We start from the raw sequence: 15,802 nt of genomic DNA on the forward strand, positions 1-15,802 counted from the left end.
TCAGTATTGCTCCGCCGCACATAATTTATTCAGACTATTACAAGCCATTATGAATCATTTGTTTAATTTTGTGGGCCTTCACAAAATGATCCAATTGGTGTGTTTGAATCCACCATGTTGCCGCTTCCATCAGCAATTGAGGATTATCATTTTTGTTGGCAAAAAATGCATAAAATGACAAACCGACGTTATCGCCTTTCGCCGCAATTTTTTTATCACACACGGCAATAATTTTCGCTCTTAACTCATCTCTCATTATTCAGCCTCAACTCGGGTTAAGAAGTGGAATATATAAGGCAAAGTGACAACATTCGGCCTATTTCATATCAAATGCCTTACAACATCGTTAATATCATGTGCGGCCGATTGGCTCACTAAAAATGCCGGAAAACAGCCATGTATAACGCCAAGGCATCTTCGACAATATGCCTCAATACCTGCTGCAAGTAATCAACAAAAGTGATCATAGAGAAAGCCCAGTTAACAGCGTAGACTTGATGCCTACTGTTTTTGATTCAGAGAACGAGACTCGCCATGAAATTCCTTGTTGATATTCACGCGCATACTATAGCGTCAACTCACGCTTATAGTACCTTCCATGATTACCTTTGTGTTGCGAAAGCCAAAGGTATCAAGTTATTCGCCATTACCGATCATGGCCCAGATATGGCTGATGCGCCCCATTTTTGGCACTTTGTAAATATGAGAGTGTTACCTAGAATTGTTGACGGTGTTGGCGTGCTGCGCGGCATTGAAGCGAATATCAAAAATGAACATGGCGAGATTGATTTTTTTGGTGATTATTTAAAAGAGCTCGATATTGTGTTGGCAGGGTTCCATGAACCCGTGTTCCCACCATCGACTAAAGAGGCTCACACTACTGCACTCATCAACTGTATTGAAAGTGGTAATGTCGACATTATTACTCACCCAGGCAACCCTGCTTATCCAATCGATATTAAGCGCGTCGCCTCTGCCGCTGCCAAACATAACGTGGCGCTAGAGATAAATAACTCCTCTTTTTTGACGTCGAGAAAAGGCAGTACATGTAACTGTATTGAAATCGCCAATGCAGTAAAAGTAGCAGGTGGACTGCTCGTTATGGGTTCTGACTCGCATGTTGCTTTTAGCTTAGGCGAGTTTGAAAAAGCCATTGAGGTCATTGAAACAGTGGGGTTTCCAATTGAACGCTTACTGAACCGTAGCCCCGAAGCGTTGTTGAGCTTTCTGACGGCAAGAGGTCATAAGTCACTTGATGAATACTCTGTTTTAATTGAATAAAACATTTTATATCCTAAAACTGCCACAGTGATATTTACACCATAAAGATACTGCTGGCAGAGTCAGTCTCGTTGCTTCTCTAACGTAGAAAACAAAAAGGCCTGCAAAAGCAGGCCTTAAAAGTTTTAATCAACACATTGGATTATGTAATCTCTAGTGAAAATTAGAACGGAATATCGTCATCCCAGCCTTCATCTAAATCTGGAGTGAAGTTTTGTTGTGGCTGTGGTGCTGGACGCTGTGCAGGAGCATTTTGTGGTTGGAAATTACCCTGAGGTGCAGCGGCTGGCTTTGGTGCATAAGCAGGTGCAGCTTGTTGCGCTGGCGCAGATTGTTGCTGGTAACCACCACCTTGCTGGCCAGCATTAGGCTGAGCTTGGTAAGCTTCATTACCTGCAGCAGGCGCAGTTTGATTGTATTGCGCTTGTGGCTGACGAGCTTGAGGTGCTGGTGCAGGACGAGACTGTTGTTGTCCCATATTTTGTCCGGCGTTTTGCCCAGAGCTTTGACCTTGCCCTTGATACTGACCACCACCGGCATTATCACCTGAGTTGCGGCTGTCTAACATTTGCATTTCCATAGCGTTGATTTCAGTCTTATAACGGTCTTGACCGGTAGTCTGATCTTGCCACTTACTGGTTTGCAATTTGCCTTCTAAATAAACTTTAGAGCCTTTCTTTAAGTACTCGCCAGCAATTTCCGCAAGACGACGATACATAACAATGTTGTGCCACTCGGTACGTTCTTGCATTTGACCTTGCTGGTCTTTCCACGACTCACTTGTCGCTATAGTAAAGTTGGCAACAGCATTGCCGTTTGGCATGTAACGAACCTCAGGATCTTTACCTAAGTTACCGACCAAAATCACTTTATTCACACCACGACTAGCCATCGAAATCTCCTGAGATTTTTATCTGTTTACTTTAACTGAATACTAAGCTGAATGATCTACACGATCTAATTCACAGAGCCTAACACAGCTCGCGCTTCGCTTAAATTGAATTTATCATCGACCTTTAAATAAGCCACTTTCTCTTCGAGCACCACAATGGCCTCTACAACACCGATTAACTGTGACAATTTACTGGCCATATCTTGTGCATCGCTTCTATCTTTTACTGTAGCTTCAAGCGTATAGCTTTTCAATAACACAGGCTTTTGCATGCCGAGGGTCAAAAATAACCACACACACATTAGCCCTAGCGCAACAAAAAACACCCCAGATGCGCCGACGAGCTGATAAGCTCCGCCGCCTAACATGCCGCCACAAAATGCGCCTAAAAATTGACTAGTTGAATACACGCCCATAGCGGAACCTTTATCGCCGACAGGACAAAACTTAGCAATCAAACTTGGCAATGATGCTTCAAGGTAATTAAAGCCGGTGAAAAATAGCACTACAGCGCCACTTAACACCCAAAGGTTATCGGCATAAAGCCCCATCGCGGCAAGTGACACCATCATGATCATTAACGACAACTGGAACATGGTTTTGGTGTTGTTGCGTTTCACCCCAATGATAATTAACGGCACCATTAAGAAAAATGCACCAACAAAAGCGGGGAAGTACAGCATCCAATGCTTTTCTTTGACTAAACCGGCATCCACCAAATCGAGCGGCAATGCAACAAACACCGCGGTTAGCACTAAGTGCAGAATAAAAATACCTGCATCTAGGCGAAATAACTGCGGGTCTAACAACATACGCTTTAATTTTGTCGGAGTGGCGACCGTATCGCCTTTAGGCGCTTGGCTAATAGGATTGGGAACAAAAAACTGCACAATTAACATGCCCAATACTGCCAGAACTGCGGTTAATAAAAACAACCCCGTTAAGCCCATGTATTGCGCCACAATAGGCCCGACCAATAATGACAAGGCAAATGAAAAGCCAATACACATGCCGATAATCGCCATGACTTTAGTGCGTTGCTCGTCTCGAGTTAAATCGGCGGCAAGCGCTAACACGGCGGCAGCGATTGCGCCCATACCTTGTACTGCACGACCAAACACCACCCCGTAAATGTGATCCGATGATGCGGCAATTAAACTACCAATGGCAAACAATACCAAGCCACCAAGAATAATCGGCTTACGTCCGTATTTGTCGGACAAAATGCCCATTGGGATCTGTAAAAAAGCCTGGGTTAATCCGTAAGCACCAATGGCAATACCCACCCATAGCGGTGAAAAGCCTTCAAGGTGCTGACCATACAGCGCGAAGACAGGCATAATCATAAACAATCCCATCATTCGTAAACCAAACACACTGGCTAACGAAAATGCGACCTTTTTCTCCATACCCGACAGTCCATTACTGGCCATGCTGTTGCCCTTCGATAAGTAATTCAACAATATTATAAGGTGCGCATATTATCACAGCGCCAGAAATTAGCTCAAAAGGAAATCACAGTTTTTGATATAAGGTGTTTTATCTGCGCATGTTAAACTTTAGCTGAGTTTTATGCGTACCATGAAACCAACATAGTCAAAATTGATATGAAGTCCCCCAACAAACTATGCGATACTGATCGCTGTTTTGTTTTACATAAGTCATAGAGTGATATAGATGGATAAAATTGAAATACGCGGTGCCCGAACCCACAATCTTAAGAACATCAATCTAACCATTCCCCGTGACAAACTTATTGTGATAACTGGGTTATCCGGTTCAGGAAAATCATCATTAGCCTTCGATACTTTGTATGCAGAAGGCCAACGTCGTTATGTCGAATCGCTGTCGGCGTATGCGCGTCAATTCTTGAGCTTAATGGAAAAACCCGATGTAGATCATATTGAAGGCCTTAGCCCTGCCATTTCAATTGAACAAAAATCAACCTCGCACAATCCACGTTCGACCGTCGGTACCATTACCGAAATCTATGACTATTTACGCTTGTTGTTTGCCCGTGTGGGCGAGCCTCGCTGCCCAACGCATAATCAGCCGTTGTCAGCGCAAACGGTCAGCCAAATGGTGGATAAAGTGTTGGCGATGCCGGCAGACAGCCGCCAAATGCTGCTTGCGCCAGTGGTTAACGACCGTAAAGGTGAGCACGTTAAGTTGCTGGAAAGCTTATCGGCACAAGGCTACATCCGCGCCCGTATTGACGGTGAAGTATGTGACTTAACCGATCCTCCAACATTAGATTTACACATCAAACATACCATTGAAGTGGTTGTCGATCGCTTCAAAGTACGCGAAGACATGAAACAGCGCTTGGCTGAGTCGTTTGAAACCGCTTTAGAATTATCTGGTGGCATTGCAAAAATTGCCAGTATGGATGATAGCAAAGCCGAAGAACTGATATTTTCAGCTAATTTCGCGTGTCCGCATTGTGGCTATTCGATGGCCGAACTTGAGCCGCGTATTTTCTCGTTTAACAATCCGGCCGGTGCTTGTCAAACTTGTGATGGTTTAGGTGTGCAGCAGTTTTTTGACCCTGAGCGAGTCATTGCTAATGATGAACTCTCATTAGCTGGCGGCGCGATTAGAGGCTGGGATAGACGTAATTTTTACTATTTCCAAATGCTCAGTTCATTAGCTGAACATTATAAGTTTGACGTTGAGAAGCCTTATGCCGAACTAAGCGACAAAGTTAAAAAGATTGTCTTATATGGTTCTGGCAAACAAAACATTGCCTTTAAGTACATTAATGACCGCGGCGATGTTGTGATCCGTAACCATCCGTTTGAAGGCATTTTGAATAATATGGATCGCCGTTACCGTGAAACCGAAAGTAACTCGGTACGCGATGAGCTGTCTAAATTTATTAATATGCAGCCTTGTAATAGTTGTGGTGGTTCGCGCTTACGTGAAGAAGCCCGTAACGTATTTATTGGTGAGTTAAACCTACCGCAACTGACCATTTGGTCGATTGGCGAAGCTAAACAATACTTCGACACCGTAGTGTTTGAAGGACAACGTGCGCAAATTGCCGAGAAAATCTTAAAAGAGATCAGTCAACGCCTTGGCTTCTTGGTCAATGTGGGGCTTAACTATTTAAGCTTGTCGCGCTCAGCTGAAACCTTATCGGGTGGCGAGGCGCAACGTATTCGCCTAGCCAGCCAAATTGGAGCGGGTTTAGTGGGCGTGATGTACGTGCTTGATGAGCCTTCAATTGGTTTGCATCAACGCGATAACGAACGTTTATTACAAACCCTGATCCATCTTCGTGATTTAGGCAATACCGTGATTGTGGTTGAACACGATGAAGATGCGATTCGCTTAGCCGATCACATTATCGATATTGGCCCAGGTGCCGGTGTACATGGCGGTGAAGTCATTTGTGACGGTACGCTAGAAGATATTCTTAACTGTGAAGCGTCGGTTACGGGCCAATATATTTCCGGTAAAAAGCAAATACACATTAGTGACCAGCGCACCCCTATCGATCCGAAAAAGGTGATTCAGTTATTTGGCGCATCGGGTAATAACCTAAGAGATGTTGATTTAACCATTCCAGTTGGATTGTTTACCTGTGTTACTGGCGTATCGGGTTCAGGTAAATCGACACTGATTAACGACACTTTCTTTAAAATTGCCCATCGGATGCTCAATGGCGCTACCGTGGACGAACCTGCGCCCTACAGAAGTATTGAAGGCATGGATCATTGCGATAAAGTAGTCGATATTGATCAAAGCCCTATTGGCCGCACGCCACGCTCGAACCCTGCCACCTATACGGGTATTTTCACCCCAATACGTGAACTGTTTGCTGGCACACAAGAATCGCGCACCCGTGGTTATCAAGTGGGTCGCTTCTCGTTTAACGTCAAGGGCGGTCGTTGTGAAGCCTGCCAAGGTGATGGGTTAATTAAAGTGGAAATGCACTTTTTACCTGATGTTTATGTGCCTTGTGATTCGTGTAAAGGCAAGCGTTATAACCGCGAAACCTTAGAAGTAAAATACAAAGGCAAAAACATTCACGAAGTGCTGCAAATGACGGTTGAAGACGCTCGTGGCTATTTTGATGCGATTCCATCTATTTCACGTAAATTGCAAACCTTAATGGATGTCGGCTTGTCGTACATTCGCTTAGGGCAAAGCGCGACCACCTTATCTGGCGGTGAAGCTCAGCGCGTTAAACTGGCCAAAGAGCTGTCTAAACGCGATACAGGTAAAACCTTATACATTTTAGATGAACCCACTACAGGGCTTCACTTTGCCGATATTCAACTATTGTTAGAAGTATTGCATCGCTTAAAATCTCATGGCAACACTGTTGTGGTGATTGAGCATAATTTAGATGTGATTAAAACCGCAGACTGGATTATCGATTTAGGCCCTGAAGGTGGTGCTGGCGGCGGCATGATTTTAGCCGCAGGCAGCCCAGAAGAAGTAGCAGAGCACCCAGATTCTCATACCGCGAGATTCCTAAAGCCGATGTTGGCGCTTCACAATAAACGGGTAAAGGCTAAAAAAGCCAAATAACACGCTGAGATCAAATACCAAACCTTAGGTGAATAAGAGGAGGACACACTATGTTTACTACTCAAATTCACCTTAAGGTATTGGCTATGATGTTATTGGGCGGCTTACTCAGTGCCTGTAGCCAAACTCCTCAGCAATGCTCGTCAGCTATTATCACCTCTTGGTCTAGCGCCCATAGCCAAATCACTGAAGATATCACCATACTGAGTTCCACTGAATTTCAAGGCCGTAAGACAACCACCGAAGGCGCCCGCCTCACTCAAGAGTATTTAATTAAACGATTTACAGAAGTGGGATTACAACCCTGGCAGCCAAATTTTGCCGTCCCGTTTAGTTTTCAACATCAATTTTCGACCGTCTCTGGGGTCAATATTATTGCCACTATTGCGGCCAAAAATAGCTCAAACCGATGGCGAGTGATTACCGCGCACTATGATCACTTAGGTCAAACGGCCAGTAAAATGTATCCAGGTGCTGATGATAATGCCTCAGGCATTGCCGGAATGATGGCAATAGCAGCCCAATGGCAGAAGAATCCGCCGTTAGATGATGTTAATTTGATGATTGTGGCAACCGACGCTGAAGAACCAGGTTTATATGGCAGCTATGAATTAGTGACGTTATTGCAGCAATACCCACAGATGGACATTGAGCTAAGTGTAAACTTGGACATGATAGGCCACCCAGATCGTCGTAGAGCAATCTACATGGAAGGGCAAAAAAATCTGTCAAATTTTGAGTCAATCAAACCATTGTTGATGCAACAAACCCAATTATGTATTCGCACTCATCACACAAATTTACTAAGTGGGCGGATGAAAAAAAGTGATTGGCTCAGAGCGTCAGACCATTACCCATTTCATAAAGCCGGCTACTCCTGGGTGTATTTTGGCGTGCCACCCCATGCGCAATATCATACGGCCGACGACACAATAGCCACGTTAGACATCGACTTTATTGTGGCAGTTGCTGAAACAGTATATCAAATGCTCAGCATCGATAAGCTGACCAAGGCCCCATAAACAGCCTAATTCACGCCAACAAATGTTCATTTTTCAATCAATTAACAAATCTTAAAAATCAAGAATCAGGCCAATCTTAAACTAGAATAGGCAATTTAATGTTTATTTTCAGTTTTTACGTGGTCAACTAGCATTGTTGCTGCTATAATACGCCCCCTTATCGGCGCGGGAAATCGACACGGGGTTGATTTTCTGTCTGTGAAACTTTAGCACGAGCTTCCGAACTTCGTGCGCATCCACAAGGCTACAACTCAATGTCATCTGAAAGAACTTTCCGCGAACTCGGCCTGTCTGAGTCTTTGTTGCGTTCGCTTGACGAGTTAGGTTATGAAAACCCAACTCCTATTCAAGCTGCTAGTATCGACCCGCTTATGGCTGGTAAAGATATTATCGGTCAAGCACAAACCGGTACCGGTAAAACAGGCGCGTTTGCCCTGCCTTTACTAAACAAAATCGACATGAAAATCAATGCTCCACAGATTTTAGTGTTAGCACCAACCCGCGAATTAGCGGTTCAAGTTGCCGAAGCATTTGGTAGTTATGCCAAATTCATGAAAGGCTTCCACGTACTACCGATTTACGGTGGTCAAAGCATGCAACAACAATTAAACGCCCTTAAGCGTGGACCACAAGTGATTGTTGGTACTCCTGGTCGTGTAATGGATCACATGCGTCGTGGCACATTAAAGCTAGATAATCTAAAAGCCTTAGTATTAGACGAAGCCGATGAAATGCTAAAAATGGGCTTCATCGATGATATCGAATGGGTATTAGAGCACAAGCCTACTGACAGCCAACTTGCATTATTCTCTGCCACTATGCCTGAGCAAATTAAGCGCGTTGCAGCTAAGCACTTAACAAACCCAGTGAACATCAGCATAGCGTCTAGCCAGACAACTGTTGAGTCTATCGACCAACGTTATGTGCAAGTATCACAACACAATAAACTAGAAGCGTTAGTACGTGTTTTAGAAGTTGAAAATACTGAAGGTATTATCATCTTCGTTCGTACCCGTAACAGCTGTGTTGAATTAGCAGAAAAATTAGAAGCCCGTGGTTATGCTTCATCTCCATTGCATGGTGACATGAATCAACAAGCACGTGAGCGTGCTGTTGAGCAGCTTAAGCGCGGCAAGTTAGACATTTTAATCGCGACTGACGTTGCGGCACGTGGTCTAGACGTTGAACGTATTGGACACGTAGTAAACTACGATATTCCTTATGATTCAGAAGCCTATGTTCACCGCATCGGTCGTACAGGTCGTGCTGGTCGTACTGGTATGGCAATCCTATTTGTAACCAATCGTGAAATGCGCATGTTACGCACTATCGAACGCGCTACAAACAGCCGTATTTCGCCAATGAAAGTGCCTAGCCCTGAATCAGTTGCAGAGCGTCGTTTGTCTCGTTTAGGCGAGCAAATCCAAGAAACCATTAACGGTGACTTAGATTTCATGAAAAACGCTGTAGCTGAATTATGTCAACAGCTTGAAGTTGATACAGATTTACTGGCTGCTGCATTGTTACAACAAGTACAGCAAGAGCGTCCACTACAGTTACCAACGATTACCGAACGTCAACGTGATTCACGTGACGAGCGTAGTGATCGTGGTAGTGACCGTGGTGATCGCAATAGTAGCAGCGACCGTCCACGTCGTGAACGCAGTGACCGTGGCGAGCGTAGTAGCCGTCCAGCACCAAATAGCTTTGGTGATGCAGAAGGCTTAAAAGATAACCCAGACGTTAAAATGAATCGTTATGTTATCGATGTAGGTCGTGAAAATGGTGTTGGTGTAGGTAATATCGTTGGCGCTATCGCTAACGAAGCAAACATCGATAGCCGTTTCATTGGTCAAATTCAATTATTTGATCAAGTCACAACCGTTGATTTACCAGACGGAATGCCTAAAGACATCCTTTCACACCTAAGAAAAGTGCGTGTGTGTGGTCGTCCTTTAAACATTCGTGAAGCGGGTGATGAAGTGTTTGCTGACACGACTCGCGGCGCAGGCGCTCCACGTCGCCCACGTAGTGATCGTGCTCGCAGTGACCGTCCACGTACTGACCGCCCAGCGGGTGATCGTCCGGCTAGTGACCGCCCTGCAAGTGCAGAGCGTCGTCCACGTAAGCCACGTGACAACGGTTAATCATTCAGTTGAATGACACAAAAAATGGAGCCTAAGGGCTCCATTTTTGTTTTCCGCTTTTACTCTCTACTCTCTATTCTCTATTCTCTATCCTACAAAATAAGTCTAAAAAATAATTAACATCCATTAACGTGGCGATTACCTGTTTAATATCACTATTTCTAGGTTCTAGGCTCTAGGTCGCTACGCGGCTAGATTCTATAGCAAGAGCCTAGATCGCTACGCTGCTAGGACGCTGCGCGGCTAGATGCTATAAAATCTTAGCAGCGAAGCTGTCCCTATTCCTGAGATAGCAAGCGGTGACGAGAGAGATTAAGAGATGACAAGCCGAGAGCCTAGGTGCTAGACCGCTTTATCCGTGAGCGCAGCGTTCGCTTGTTATCGCTTGTTATCATTTCCTAGCAGGACGCAGTCCGCCCTAGCAGCGAAGCGACCCTAGTGATAATCCGTTTCACCAAAGTGTTACAATACAGTCCTGAACGCTTTGGCCTGTTTACGCTTTTGATACAAGGGGACAATTTGCACGGCAAACACCGAACACACAATCATAACGATGCCAGCAAATGACAATACATCAATATCGGCACCGGCAAATACTCCGCTCCACCAACCAAGATTGACCACAACTTCTGTCGCAGTAAAACTCAATACCGGTGTTAATGCCAACATCGCACTCACTTGCGCGGTTGGCCAATAATGTAAAGCTTGACCAAAACAGCCATACGCAATCAAAGTATTGGCGCCGCAAAAAAGTACTATCCACCATTGATCGAGCGTCATAGCTTCAAACTGACTAAAGTCACTAAATGGCGCCATAAGCACAATGCCTAATGCGTAAATAAATAACAGTACATTACTGGGTGACAGTCGTTGGCTCACCGACTTTTGTAACAAAGCATAGCTGGTCCACGACATCACCGAAAACTGCACAATCATAATCCCAACCAACACTTGATGATCACTTGCTTGATTTAAATCGAACTGCGGATGGAAAAACATCAGCATGCCCAGTCCAAGCGTGGCAAAACAACTTAACTGAAATGCATTAAAACGCTCTTTGAAAAACAACACCCCACCAAATGCCAAGAAGAAAGGCGCGGTTTGGAAGTTAAGCTGTGCAGTACCAGGAGCTAGATATCCCAACGAATAAACAAACGACACGTAATTGCACATCAACAGCACGCCAGCGAGCACCAATTTCAACCATACTAATGAAGGTAAACCGACAAATTGACGTAATGCACCTAAGCGCCATTGAATTAACAAGGTCACGACTAACGCCATGACAAACCGAAACCAGGTCAGAGTAACTGGTGTAATGAATCCACCTGATAGCTTTAATGCTATAGGCAAAATACCCCAGAAAAATACTGCTATAGAAACAAATATCAGTCCTAAACGGGCATTCGCGCTTTCTTGTTCACTGTTCACGTTGGTTTATCCATCACATCATTAAGGCGTGAATTCTGCCTGAATAACCCAATAAAGTCTTTATCAAGAAAGGTTAACCTTACCCTTGATTGTTCGCATAACAAAAAAGCCTATTTCAACCCCTCCTTTTATCGTGCAAACGCTTTGAATGCAGGTAAAATAGCCGCCATAAAAACCTATGTACCCTACTACCTAAGGAACACTCGCATGAATCTTGCCGATTCCGTTCTTGCCGTGAACAATGATTTACCTATCCGTACCGACAAGCCTGTCCACAGTGGCAAAGTACGCAGTGTTTACTGGTTAACCGACACAGACAGTCGCCGCTTAATCCGCGACAAAGGTTACGATGTACCTGAAGATACTCCGCTAGCAATTATGGTGATCAGCGACAGGATCTCGGCGTTCGATTGTATTTTTCATGGCGAAGGTAACTTGCAGGGTATTCCAGGTAAAGGCGCTGCACTGAATGCGATTTCAAATCATTGGTTTGGTTTATTCGCCGAAAATGGTTTAGCTGACAGCCACATTCTAGATATTCCGCACCCTTTTGTATGGATAGTGCAAAAAGCTCGCCCAATTAAAGTCGAAGCGATTTGTCGCCAATATATTACCGGCTCAATGTGGCGTGCTTATTCAAAAGGCGAGCGGGTATTTTGTGGTATCACCTTGCCAGAAGGGTTAAGCAAAGATCAAAAACTGCCAGAGTTAATGATCACCCCATCCACCAAAGGAATCTTAACCGGCATCCCGGGCGTGCCTGCGCAAGATGACGTTAACATTAGCCGTAGCGATATTGAAGCTAACTACCAAGCCTTTGGATTTGAAAAACCACAAGATATCGACTTGTATGAAACCTTGCTAAAGCAAGGCTTTAAAGTAATTTCAGATGCGCTAGCAAAGCTTGATCAAGTGTTTGTCGATACTAAGTTTGAGTTTGGCTACGTCAATGACAAAAATGGCCAATCAAAACTGATTTACATGGATGAAGTCGGTACGCCTGACTCATCACGCATTTGGGACGGGGCCGCTTATCGCGAGGGCAAGATTGTTGAAAATTCAAAAGAAGGTTTTCGTCAGTTCTTGTTAAACCATTTCGACGATGCCGATATTTTGTTAAACAAAGACAGAATGCCAGAGCGTGAAGCACTTGCTCGTGACAACGACTTACCATTAGACGCGATGATGAATGTATCGCGCACTTATATTGGTGTTGCAGAAAAAGTCACTGGTTCAAGTATTCCATTACCAGCCAACCCAAAAGCGGACATTATTAAAGTGCTACGTGAGCAGTATGATTTGATCGTGTAACGTTCACTCTATATTCAAAAAAAAGGATGACTTAACAGTCATCCTTTTTTATTAGTGCTTGAGCAGTTAACAATAATTAACTGCGACGGCGTAAGCCTAGAGCACCTAATAACATCAATGCAAAGTAACCTAAACTACCACCATCACTGTCTTGAACAGGCTCTGGTGTTGGCGTAGGAGTTGGCGTTACTGGCGCAGGATAGCTTAATGCAATAATCACTGGATCATGGTCTGAAGCTGAGAATGGACTTTCAGTTTTAACCAGATCTCCGGTGTACTTGCTACCATATTCAAACAGGTTAGATTCAACTGAGTTAATGTGCCAGTCGTCAATACCGACTAACTTAGCCGCTAAACTCTCATTGGCTAAAGCATGGTCTAAATTACCTAATTCACCACTGTAACTATATGAATAAGTGGCTGCGCCATGTGCTTGAGTGTTTAAGTTAATTAAACCATAACCTTTATCTATCACGCTGCCTTCACGCTCGTACACTTTACCGTTTAAGGTAGTCCACGATGCAGTGCGGATAACATGATCTGTAGTTGAGGCATCGTAATCAGTTAATACTGCTACCGGATCTTCTTTGCCGTAGGCATTTAAATCACCAATAACCAGTACATCACCAGCAACATCTTTTAGTGACTCACCGAGTACTTTGGCTGCTGATACACGGAATGCATTACACTTTCCTTGCAAGTCTGCTGGCTCAGCGTTTTCGTTAAATTCAGCCCAGTCTTCAATACAGCCTGAACCTTTCGATTTTAAGTGGTTAACCACAACAGTTAACTTTTCATCGTTAATGCTAAAGGTTTGCACTAAGCTATGACGTTGGAACTTTTCATAACTCGGGCTTTGCTCAACAACTCCATCTTTCTCACGGGTTTGCGCACCTTCTGCAGCATGTTGTTCTGGCGTCGCAATCACTTTTGCCGCGCCGTCTAATGTAATACGGGCTGGGCGATATAACATGCCAACTGTAATCGCATCACTGCCGATGAATTTGTCTTCATACTTATCAGCATCTTCAATTTCAACAAAGCGATACGCTTGATCATCAGTTAATTCTGCGTTCAATGCATCTACAAGGTTTTGAATGGCACTTAACTCGCCAAAGCCATTGTTAGCGATTTCCATTAAGCCAACAACATCAGCATTCATGGCGACAAGCGCATTCACTATTTTAGTACGCTGCAACACCATTTCTTCTTCGATTAATGCACCACGATTGCTGTTTGATGGATTAGCATCACCGCCAACAACGTCATTAAAGAAGTTCAACACGTTAAAGCTCGCTACGCGAATGTCGCCCATATCTGCCACTGTAGGCGCATCGGTACGATCGTTTACACGGATAAAATCGCCAGCAGTAATTATGTTGGTCGGTAAAATACGGAATGCGTTGTAGCTATAACCGATCACACCTTCAAGGTTAGTCAATTGATCGCCAACACGAATGTAACCCGTTTCTGCGTTAAACTCTGGGAAATAAGGTACTTCACCATCCTTCGCTTTGAAATCAGATTCAACAAATAACTGGTTCACCGCGTTAGCTTGAGCCAGTGCAATAGAATCTGCTGAGTTTGGCTCAAATACTTGAGTTGGTTTCATTAATGGCGCTTTATGTGACAACACCATATTGTTACGACGTCCGTCATAATCGTAGCTAAAGGTACGGGTGATTTTCATCTCACTACCCGCATCTAATACTACTTTCATGCCTTCAACACGCTCTAATGCTTGCGTTAGGGTTTCGCCATCGGCAACATAAAATGCACTGGCTAGAGGCACTTCACCTAATGCGCCAACTTCAATTTTTTGATCGTCCTTAAGGTTAATCTGAGTCGAGCCGTAATACTCGTTTACTTTACCTTGCACACACACTTCAGTGCCTGGCTGAATAGTATCTGGTGCAGCTTCGTTCAAGTAGACGAAAATGCCGTCTGAAGTATAAGGTGAGTTGTCACCTTGCATGTCTTGAATAAAGAAGCCTTTGTATAAACTGTCGCTTCTAGAAGTAACAATCCCTTTTATGGTCACTTCATTAGCCGATTCATAACTACCATCGGCAATTAATGGACTAGAGTCACCTGCACCTTGCACATCATAAATGTTGGTCAGTGTGGCCCCATTACAGGTAAATACTGTTGGCTCTGGTGTTACTGCGGTATCAAGCGAGCCTAAACCACTAAAGGTGTCTTTATCTAATGTGACCCATTGGCTGGCATCATAAGTGGTGCTGGCAGTTAAGGCGTCTAATTTACGCTGGAATGTGGTGTCAAACCCCCAACCTGCTGGTGTTGGAATGTCACCAACAACATCAACCAACACACCGTCTTTTAATAAGCCGACAGCATCGCCACCATTAAAGTATAAGTTACCGGTCATCGAGTCGGTTGAGGCTGGCAAGGTAATCGCTGCACTTGAATGCAAAATGACTTTGACACTTTTAGCGGCAATAGTGTCAGTTAATTCCACCATATCAAGCGCTGCAGAGTCACCGTCTTTGTAACGTACTAATTTGTAGCCTGTTAAATCAATTGCAACGTCACTGTTGTTATACAGTTCAATCGCTTTGTTGTTTGAACTACCTTCAACGTATTCACTAATTAACACCTCTGCATTTGCCATTATCGGCATTGCAGCGGCTACTGCGAGTGAAACCGCCGTTAGTTTAGTCAGTCCTTTCATTTTTTAACCCCATATTTTGTAATATAAATGCTATTTTTTTGTAATATGCGGGGCGATTGTCCCAAAGTTTGTTTACAGAAAAAAGAACATTGATCACATTAATGGGGTAAACAAATTTACTATCTGATTGATTATCAAGTAATTTTGTTTTAATTAGAAAACGATGATAAATAAAATCAAAAATACCTCAACTAAAACAACATTTAGCGTAAAAACAAGCGTTGACGGGGTGGTTGTTAAAAAATATAGATTTTGTAACACTTATTGTTCAAAAAAATAAAAAAATGACAACATACTGTTTGATATTTTAATTCATGTCATGGAATCATCTTGAAAATGTAAGGTTTTTACCCGATTATTACGCTAACATTGACCACCAACACTCGTAGTATGTTGAATACACCATGAATAAAAACCAATAAATCACTTAAGGTATGTGAGTTATTGTCGATATTGATCATGACTCGATGTCATGTTGGTCACAACA

At 43.8% G+C, this 15,802-nt stretch carries 10 protein-coding genes; 5 read left to right on the forward strand and 5 right to left on the reverse strand.

The window, feature by feature from the left end:
* Nucleotides 1-37: 37 nt before the first annotated feature.
* Nucleotides 38-256: a DUF6500 family protein gene (locus AAEY98_RS07710; protein WP_162024040.1), complete on the reverse strand. Its 219-nt coding sequence runs from the start codon at nucleotides 254-256 to the stop codon at nucleotides 38-40.
* Between the two features lie 278 nt (nucleotides 257-534).
* Between AAEY98_RS07710 and AAEY98_RS07715 the strand changes: the two genes are divergently transcribed.
* Nucleotides 535-1,281: a phosphatase gene (locus AAEY98_RS07715; RefSeq protein ID WP_351016135.1), complete on the forward strand. Its 747-nt coding sequence runs from the start codon at nucleotides 535-537 to the stop codon at nucleotides 1,279-1,281.
* Nucleotides 1,282-1,444: 163 nt separating this feature from the next.
* Here the strand turns inward: AAEY98_RS07715 and AAEY98_RS07720 are convergent, their stop codons facing one another.
* Together AAEY98_RS07720 and AAEY98_RS07725 are read right to left on the reverse strand one after the other, a co-directional pair.
* Nucleotides 1,445-2,173 (reverse strand): single-stranded DNA-binding protein, encoded by a 729-nt coding sequence (locus tag AAEY98_RS07720; protein WP_162024042.1) that lies wholly within the window; start codon nucleotides 2,171-2,173, stop codon nucleotides 1,445-1,447.
* A 65-nt stretch (nucleotides 2,174-2,238) separates the two neighbouring features.
* A complete protein-coding gene (locus AAEY98_RS07725; protein WP_101084979.1) occupies nucleotides 2,239-3,606 on the reverse strand; it encodes an MFS transporter in 1,368 nt (455 codons plus the stop codon).
* A gap of 244 nt (nucleotides 3,607-3,850) precedes the next feature.
* On the opposite strand from AAEY98_RS07725, the gene uvrA reads away from it, so the two are divergent.
* The 3 genes from uvrA to AAEY98_RS07740 all read left to right on the forward strand — a co-directional run bounded on the left by uvrA (nucleotide 3,851) and on the right by AAEY98_RS07740 (nucleotide 9,881).
* On the forward strand, nucleotides 3,851-6,712 hold the full coding sequence (uvrA, locus tag AAEY98_RS07730; RefSeq protein WP_351016138.1) for an excinuclease ABC subunit UvrA: 2,862 nt from the start codon (nucleotides 3,851-3,853) through the stop codon (nucleotides 6,710-6,712).
* A 50-nt stretch (nucleotides 6,713-6,762) separates the two neighbouring features.
* The gene (locus AAEY98_RS07735) at nucleotides 6,763-7,734 is read left to right on the forward strand and encodes a M20/M25/M40 family metallo-hydrolase (RefSeq protein ID WP_351016141.1); all 972 of its coding nucleotides are present in this window, start codon (nucleotides 6,763-6,765) and stop codon (nucleotides 7,732-7,734) included.
* Between the two features lie 254 nt (nucleotides 7,735-7,988).
* Nucleotides 7,989-9,881 (forward strand): DEAD/DEAH box helicase, encoded by a 1,893-nt coding sequence (locus AAEY98_RS07740; protein WP_101084976.1) that lies wholly within the window; start codon nucleotides 7,989-7,991, stop codon nucleotides 9,879-9,881.
* A 462-nt stretch (nucleotides 9,882-10,343) separates the two neighbouring features.
* Here AAEY98_RS07740 and AAEY98_RS07745 read toward each other — a convergent pair whose 3' ends face one another.
* Nucleotides 10,344-11,312, reverse strand: a complete 969-nt coding sequence (locus AAEY98_RS07745; protein WP_351016144.1) for a DMT family transporter — start codon at nucleotides 11,310-11,312, stop codon at nucleotides 10,344-10,346.
* A gap of 207 nt (nucleotides 11,313-11,519) precedes the next feature.
* Here AAEY98_RS07745 and AAEY98_RS07750 point away from each other — a divergent pair, with 207 nt between their 5' ends.
* Complete coding sequence (locus tag AAEY98_RS07750; RefSeq protein ID WP_351016147.1) at nucleotides 11,520-12,623, forward strand: phosphoribosylaminoimidazolesuccinocarboxamide synthase; 1,104 nt, start codon at nucleotides 11,520-11,522, stop codon at nucleotides 12,621-12,623.
* Between the two features lie 76 nt (nucleotides 12,624-12,699).
* Here AAEY98_RS07750 and exeM read toward each other — a convergent pair whose 3' ends face one another.
* The gene (gene exeM, locus AAEY98_RS07755; protein ID WP_101087668.1) at nucleotides 12,700-15,315 is read right to left on the reverse strand and encodes an extracellular exonuclease ExeM; all 2,616 of its coding nucleotides are present in this window, start codon (nucleotides 15,313-15,315) and stop codon (nucleotides 12,700-12,702) included.
* Nucleotides 15,316-15,802 lie beyond the last annotated feature (487 nt).

Origin of the sequence: Shewanella sp. AC91-MNA-CIBAN-0169, assembly GCF_040310165.1 — a bacterium.
GTDB lineage: Bacteria > Pseudomonadota > Gammaproteobacteria > Enterobacterales > Shewanellaceae > Shewanella.

Excerpts from the sequence above, each read along its gene's own strand:
- AAEY98_RS07710 (WP_162024040.1), bottom strand. The coding sequence starts at position 256 with ATGAGAGATGAGTTAAGAGCGAAAATTATTGCCGTGTGTGATAAAAAA.
- AAEY98_RS07715 (WP_351016135.1), top strand. The coding sequence starts at position 535 with ATGAAATTCCTTGTTGATATTCACGCGCATACTATAGCGTCAACTCAC.
- AAEY98_RS07720 (WP_162024042.1), bottom strand. The coding sequence starts at position 2,173 with ATGGCTAGTCGTGGTGTGAATAAAGTGATTTTGGTCGGTAACTTAGGT.
- AAEY98_RS07725 (WP_101084979.1), bottom strand. The coding sequence starts at position 3,606 with ATGGCCAGTAATGGACTGTCGGGTATGGAGAAAAAGGTCGCATTTTCG.
- uvrA (WP_351016138.1), top strand. The coding sequence starts at position 3,851 with ATGGATAAAATTGAAATACGCGGTGCCCGAACCCACAATCTTAAGAAC.
- AAEY98_RS07735 (WP_351016141.1), top strand. The coding sequence starts at position 6,763 with ATGTTTACTACTCAAATTCACCTTAAGGTATTGGCTATGATGTTATTG.
- AAEY98_RS07740 (WP_101084976.1), top strand. The coding sequence starts at position 7,989 with ATGTCATCTGAAAGAACTTTCCGCGAACTCGGCCTGTCTGAGTCTTTG.
- AAEY98_RS07750 (WP_351016147.1), top strand. The coding sequence starts at position 11,520 with ATGAATCTTGCCGATTCCGTTCTTGCCGTGAACAATGATTTACCTATC.
- exeM (WP_101087668.1), bottom strand. The coding sequence starts at position 15,315 with ATGAAAGGACTGACTAAACTAACGGCGGTTTCACTCGCAGTAGCCGCT.